This is a genomic window from Desulfuromonadaceae bacterium, from assembly GCA_019429445.1.
In the GTDB taxonomy this organism is placed as follows: Bacteria; Desulfobacterota; Desulfuromonadia; order Desulfuromonadales; family JAHYIW01; genus JAHYIW01.
Genome location: JAHYIW010000053.1, coordinates 1 through 6755, shown reverse-complemented (window position 1 = coordinate 6755; position 6755 = coordinate 1). Strand labels below are relative to the sequence as shown.

The 6755-nt window shown below is 51.2% G+C and carries 3 protein-coding genes; all 3 read right to left on the bottom strand.

Annotated elements, in window-relative coordinates; all coding sequences use genetic code 11:
* Nucleotides 1-592: hypothetical protein (locus tag K0A93_13390; GenBank protein ID MBW6513082.1), on the bottom strand; the 592-nt coding region annotated here is incomplete at its 3' end.
* Nucleotides 593-607: 15 nt separating this feature from the next.
* Complete coding sequence (locus tag K0A93_13385; protein ID MBW6513081.1) at nt 608-6139, bottom strand: hypothetical protein; 5532 nt, start codon at nt 6137-6139, stop codon at nt 608-610.
* A gap of 11 nt (nt 6140-6150) precedes the next feature.
* Nucleotides 6151-6684, bottom strand: a complete 534-nt coding sequence (locus K0A93_13380) for a pilus assembly PilX N-terminal domain-containing protein (protein MBW6513080.1) — start codon at nt 6682-6684, stop codon at nt 6151-6153.
* Between the last annotated feature and the right edge of the window lie 71 nt (nt 6685-6755).

Here is a 6755-nt window from a genome sequence, read left to right as displayed (position 1 = left end):
GAGCGCCTTCAAGAGCAAAGGTGAGGGGATCACCCTCGGGATCAGTGGCTTCGACCTGATAGACGAAGCGACCATCAACCATCCCGGTCGGCAGTGAAACGATTTCCGGCGGACGGTTGTGCAGCAGTAGCGGCAGCGATTTTCTGGGTTCCCCCTCCTGCTCACCGTCGGTCGGGGTGACGACCAGAGCAATGAGATCCCCCTTGCTGAACCCCGTTGTATCCAACTCCTCAAACTCCCCGTCAACCGGTTCATTGTTACGCAGCCACTGCACATGGCAGGTCACCAGATCGTCGTCAGGATCGCTACTGACGATCTCGGCGGTAATGGTCGTTCCTGGATACGCTGGGACCGGTCCGAGCGTGACCGAAACGATCTGCGGCGCACCGTTGGCAGCAGGTGCCGACGGTTGCGACGCCGCCACATTGTTTGCCGCCGCACGTTCCGCGCCCGAAGAAGAATCACGCTCCGTCGGTGCCACAGCGGGCGCGGGGGACGGCACCGCTGTCGCCGGTTGCGGTTCGTCTTTGGAGCACCCCGTCGCGGCCAGTGCCGCGACGAGGAGCGTAGCAATAAAATAGTTCCAATTCATGAAAAATACCGATCTTTACTTGGCAATATGTTTATAGATCGTCTCAATCCTGCTCGTGCTGCACTCTGCCGCATCACGGTACCAGCTGGACGGCCCGCTCTTGACCTTGAGCGCCGGTTCACTCTCGATGGTGATAATTTCGCCGGTCGATTTCTGGATAAAACCGGAGACGGTTTCACCGATCGCGACCCCGACGGAGGTCGGCATCCCCTGACCGATGGAAACTTTTTCAAGCAGTTCCTTCGTTGTATCGTCAACCCCGATTGCCGGTTTGGCATAGGCTGTTCCTGTCTCATAGTAGAGAGCATAAAGGTTACTGTTGCCAAAGATCGAACAGATGTCAGCAGCCGGTTGATAGGTCGTAAACAAGACCAATCCACCCAAAACTGAACTTTTAGACAACACTTTTTCACTCCCTCCCGAGGCGGGAACCGACAATTGCTTATACCAACCCGCAGCACTGGCAATATTATTCTTTACATCGGAAAAGGAGCAGGTTGTTACTGTCCCGCAGATGGTGTTGGCAGGTGCGGTTACCTGCTGTCCTGCGGTAATGGTTTCCGATAGTTGGAAAACCGCTGAGCCTGTGGTGTTGACCAGTCTGTGTGCAGGGTTGGTGTCCACTATGCTGTAAGTCGTTGTGCAGGGAGTGTTCGTCGCACTCAATTCCCCGTCCCAGCATCCATCCTTAATGCCGTGAAATGTCTGGGGATCTTTACTGGTGATGTCATTCTGGTTTTTTAACCGCCCGCTGCCGAAAAAGACCCAAAGATTTCCATTACCGTCTTTAGACGCCGAAGGACCGACCAGAACCGGGCCGAGACGATTGGCATCGAGAATATCGTCGTTGTTCTGGTCCACATTCGTGACCGATGGATCCGGCGAATAAAGCTCCGACACCGTCCAGTTCGCCGGGTCAATATTGCGATTTGTTGTAATCCGGTAGACCTTCCCATGGTGAATCGGGGGATCACTTGATTTGTCGATAATGTTGCTGCCGATATAAATGACATCAGCGGAAAAATCCTGATTCACGTCAATGACAGTCGGGTCGCCCATAATTTGGTGCGGGACAAAAAGGGAACCATCCAGTTTAGTCACCGCTCCGGTTTGTAAATCAAAAGCAAAGGTTGCGCCCGTTGTTGTCGTGGCACTGAATCCATAATCCCGCAGTCCTGTCGGAACATAATTCGTTGGCCCGGAGCCGACAACTGCAAACCATTTTGAATCGGTCAATGTTTTAACGCGAACTATTGCCGGGTAACTGTTGGCAAACCCGAGGTCGGCATGGCCGAAGCGCCACAAAAGTTTGGGAGGTTTTTCCGGGTTCGTAATGTCCAGAACATAATAGGCCGACCTGAAACTGCGTGTTTCCGTGCCGCTGCCGAAGTCGGCAGAAACATCCATCGCTCCACCCCCCAGGCGCATCGAAACAATCATGATGGTTCCCCATCCATGCGGGTGTTCGACTCCGGCCTGGCCATCAACCATTCCAACCACACTGGTTGTCGCATCATTAAAGAGCTGGACATCCGTAACCTTGGGACGGTTGTCCAGGTAGTAAACGTGGGTGTATTCATCATCTCCGCAGGCCGATGCAGCTTGACCGGTTCCATTACACGTCAACCATGCCAGATGCGGAAGCAGATCGTGCGGCAAGAAAGCCCACAACTCTTCGCCGATATTGTGCCCGGCAATGTCACCGTGTGTCGCCAGCGCAGTTTCGTCAGGTGTTTCATCAAAGTATCCTTGAACATCAATACTGTCGGTCTTGTCGTTGTCGCCTTCATTGTATTTGCCAGCGTTAAAGGCGTGGAGTAAGCCGTCATTGGCTCCGACAAAAACCATATTGCGGCGGTCATGATACATCTGCCGGAAAGCCAGATAGCTCGCATCACCGTAAATTTTGTGATAATTCTCACTCGGTCCGGTTACGAGGGTTGGTGTTGAGAAAATAATGTCACCCAAAGGCCAAACCATGCCACGGGTTGTGTTGTCAACAACGCCAGACTCGTTCTTTTCGCGCCCGCATCCCGGATCATCAATTAATGTTCCACCGGCGTTGTTTTTGTCATCCGTGTAAACACAGCGATTGCGGTAGAGCTGGTTGTTGACTTCAACATGATTCCCCGTAATGAAAGAGATGATGTTTTGAGCCTCCTGGAGGGCAGTCGTTGTTGGCACACTGTTATATGTGGTCTCCTGGGCACGAAGGTAGGGGATAAAGGTTGTGGCATGTGCGGTGCTTAGTCTAAATGATTCACTGTTGTCCGGAACCGAAAAATCTCCGGCATCGACACTTCCGTCGTTGTCCGCATCAAGCCAGACGTAGATATTTCGATCAGATTTGGTTTGTTTGGCCAGTTTTTCACCCCCCTCCCAAAGGGTCGGGGCATCATCCATGGCGACATCTGCTTCAACCGGCGTCTCGGTAGTGAAGTCAACAATGCTGTCCCCGTCAGTATCTGCGTAAAAATCAATCTTTACCGCATTGTCGCCGGTATCAAGTTTCATCAGTGCAATCCGGTCATTTTTGGGTTCAAACGCACGTTTTCCGGCACTGGCGTTTGCGCTGTAATCGTCTCGCAAATTCTGGTAACGATCGATAAAAAATGCGCGGATGAATCCTGGCCAGGAACGTTCCTCTGTCTTGTTTAAAACCCGAGCAGGATAGAAGTAGGCCTGATAGAGAGCCCCCTCGCCTCCAGCTGATGTTGAAAGCACCGAAACCGAAGTCCCCGAAGCGGAGTTTCTCAAAATGTCGAAAACGGCGCGCAGGATAGCGCCCTTGATGCCGTCATTTCCATCAAGCGGGTTATAATAAGTATAAGGGTCTGCAATTGAATCATCGGCCAGGCTGTCTTTAAACCCGCCGAAGTGAGCGGCGCGTTTAAGTGTTTCTGTCCCGGCACCCATCTTGCCACCATAGGTGTCAACGGCATAAAGTCGCATATTTTGCGCACCGGGAAGAATCGTATCATCGGTGCGTAAATCTTCCGTTCGGCCATAATAGGCAACGTTGTCAAGCCAGCCGCCGTTGGCCTTTGAGGCTTCGGACGCTGCCAGGGTATCGGTCCAGACCGCATTCGGCACCTCTGTTGGTTTGACTCCGTTAAACCAATTGGAAATATTAGCTGAGGTCAGATCGCCGCTGCCGAGCCCACTTGAGTAGTCGGTTGCCGCAAGGTCAGGCGTAAAGATGCTGGTTCCGTTATCGTGGCTGTAATGCCCTGAACTTACCAGCAACACAAAGCTTTTGGCGCACGGCACATATTGCGCGGCAGAGGCAAAACAGTAGGGATCAAAATTGTTGGCATTCGAAGTACATTTGCTGGGGGCCGGAACTGACGATTCAATCGTCACGTCGTTGCCGATGACAAAGTTGTTATCTTCGCGCAAATAACCCTGGATCTCCATCAGTGCTTCTGCCAGCGGTGCATCGGCGCGAGGCAGTTGGCTGCGCGAAGCATTCATCAACGAGGCCCATTGAGCACCTCTTTGAGCGACGTTTTTTGACGCATCGACATTCGATTCAAACTGGTTGATATGCTTTTCCATCTTGCCGCCGTTGCTGGCGTTTGTCATCATGAACGCAAGACGGAAACCCAGAATTCCGGCAAGATCATTCTCACGGAAATACTGAATCAGCCCGGACACTTCATGGTCGTAACAGTTGCCGTTAAAGGTGTTTTTGTAGGCATCTGCGTCGACACAGTTGCCATTGGCAGCGACCGCTCGTGTCGCGATATTGACCTGGGCATTGAAGGATTTATTCAATTCAAATTCGGTTGCCGGAGTGTAGGTGAAAATTTTATTTTCATAGGCGCGTCCAGACCGGCGTTGAAATTTGGTTGACTGATTCATGCTGCCATTTGGAGTCACTTCCATCCACACGTAAGCTTCATCATGGGTGGCCATGGTGACCAGGTAAGACTTGCCTGACGGACTGAAAGGATCCCCGCCCCCTGCTTCGTTGTATCCATACTGTTGATGATATCTGTTGCCGTAGCGCCAGCGGAAGAAGTCGGTATAATACATCCTGTTACTCTCGACGTAGCAATAGCCGGGGAGGGCAGCATTCGTTGTCTGGGTACAATAATAAGGAGAGGTTGGGTTGGTCATGGTGAAATAATCTTCATATACCGTTGCAGTGAGGGGTTGATTCCGAAAATAGTCTTCCGCGTTTGCAGATTCATATTCCGCTGCAGTGAGGGGTTGATTCAGAAAATAGCCTTCCGCATTTGCGCCCTGGACGCCGATCGTCGCATTAATCCCGGCACCGAAAGATCCTTCGGTATAGATGGTTATCTCATCAAGTATGCCGTCCCCCGCAACGAGATCAAAAGGGTTGTCGATCGTTGTGCTGACCAGGTTTGGTAAATCTTTTACATCTTTATAATTGAACATGATATGGTTGCTGCCTTCAAACAAGACGGCCTGATAGGTCAGTGGCGATGTTTTGACCGAAGAGTCATTGAGGTCGACCATGTTCTGGTAGGTAATAACCAGAATCCTGTTTCCCACTTCTCCTTCCACAAACCAGAACACCTTGCTCGGCGAGGAGTTTTTCGAGTTCGTCTTGTATAATCTTTGATCTGTCCAGTAAGGTGCTACGGTGTAGTTATAAACGGCGGTTTCATCTGCCGCTGGCAGATCAATATTGTTGGGACGCGAATCAGCCGCGGCACGGAAGCTGAACCAACCATCTTCACTGACCACGATGTTTTGTCCCGCTGAAAACGGAGTATTGTAAAGTTCAAAATCAAAGGGTAATGCGATATTCTGTGTCACATTATCTGCTTCAACATTGTCCCATAAAACGCCAGGGGTAGCTGTTGGTTCGATCCAGAAATCATAAGGAACCTCTGTCGTGTCACGAGATGCATAATAATTACAAAGCCAATAGGGGGCATTGTCCTCGCAGGTCGATTTTTTAACAAGTTTGTAGAATTTGCGGGGATTGTTGGCAACGATATCCGCATATGAACTTGAATTTGTTGTGTTTTTTGTCGTCGTATAGATCGTCATGTTTGAAGGGTTGGCTTGCTCCGGAGAGGGATTGATGTTCCCTCCAACGGTAGCCTTTTTTAACAAGTCGAATTGGGTTGTTGTGAGCCAGTTCAGCCAATTGCCGTCAAACACCTTGTACGTATCTGTACTCGTCGTTTTTACGCAAGCCCCGCCAGGGGTGCATTCATACTTGTAGCCGTTGGCACTGCCTGATTTTTCATCGAAAGTTCCGTCGTACTCGATGTCCGGGTTGTAGTCGTCGGTAAACGAAAAAAAGACCCGCGTCTTGTCATTGGTGGGGTTTACGGTGCGCGGGACGTTATTGACAGGAGTGTTCAGACCGTAGGCAGGACGTACCATATGCTCCGAATAATCCATCAGAAAGATGATGTTCGGATCAACAACCCGTGGCAAAAAGGGCGGGAAGGCAGTGTAGTCGGAAATTGTTACCGCCGTTGCAGGGTGCGTCAGCCCAAACAGCGCAGCAACGAGCAGTGTGCCAATGAGTAACGCAGAATTTATAACTCTTTTAATCATTGTTTGACTCCCTATCGTGTTCCCTGACTCACAATTCTGAAAAGCACGGAAGTTCCGCCACCGGCGGCGCCGGCACCGATTCCCTCATACCCCGAAGCAAATTCAAGAGAGGAGCCGGCAATGGCGTCAGAAACCAGACGATCGATATCCACCTCGATTTTGACGCCGTTGAGGTCGGCAATGACAATGTCCGGGGCTGCCGAACCACCGCAAAGACCGTCTGATGAGTTGTTGGCACCGCCGGTGATTTCAGTCACCAAGTCAGAAGCGATAGAGTTCGGTGCGGTTGTCAGCGCGTTGTACGACAACATTGAGCCGGTAGACATCGTTCGCTCAATAATTGGTATCGCCATCTCCACCCCGGCCTCTGCGCCTTCAAATGCCGTCGTCGTCCGTTTGAAATTCCCGGCGATCTGCATGTCGATGGTTGAGGTATCGATCACCATGATGCCGAGAAAGGTCATGATCAACATCAGCAACAGCACGGTGATCAGGATCACGCCGCTTTCGTTGCGCACACTTTGCAGTCTTTTCAATTCAGCCATAAGTATCAAGCTCCGCTGCGCGGATTGCGCAGTTTGATGGTTTTGGTCAACGTGCGGCGTACATAGCGGTC